A 509-nucleotide genomic window follows, 5' to 3' on the forward strand; every position below is an offset into this window, starting at 1 on the left:
GTCTTGCCGTCGCGCTCGATGCGGTTGATGCCCACGTCGATCACCGTCGCGCCCGGCTTGACCCAGTCGCCCGGGATCATCTCGGGGCGACCCACGGCGGCGACCAGAATATCGGCGCCACGGCACACCGAGGCCAGATCCTTGGTGCGGCTATGCGCGATGGTGACCGTGCAGCTGTCGCCCAGAAGCAGCTGCGCCATCGGCTTGCCGACGATGTTCGAGCGCCCCACAACGACCGCGTTCAGCCCAGACAGGCTCCCGAGGTGATCGCGCAGCATCATCAGGCAGCCAAGCGGGGTGCAGGGCACCATGGCCTTCTGGCCCGTCCCCAAGAGGCCCACGTTCGAGATGTGGAACCCGTCCACGTCCTTGGCCGGGTCGATCGAGTTGATCACCAGGTCCGAGTTCAGATGCCCCGGCAGCGGCAGCTGCACGAGGATACCATGCACCGCCGGGCTCTTGTTCAGCCGGTCGATCAGCGCCAGCAGCTCTTCTTCCGAGGTCTCGGC

General features: G+C 66.6%; 1 protein-coding gene. It reads right to left on the minus strand.

Annotation, left to right across the window (positions count from 1 at the left end; translation table 11 throughout):
* Window positions 1-509 (minus strand): tetrahydrofolate dehydrogenase/cyclohydrolase catalytic domain-containing protein (locus LZA78_RS17570; RefSeq protein WP_306798993.1); only part of this gene is annotated, 509 nt, incomplete at both ends.

This window comes from Rhodobacter flavimaris (genome assembly GCF_021378075.1).
In the GTDB taxonomy this organism is placed as follows: domain Bacteria; phylum Pseudomonadota; class Alphaproteobacteria; order Rhodobacterales; family Rhodobacteraceae; genus Rhodobacter; species Rhodobacter flavimaris.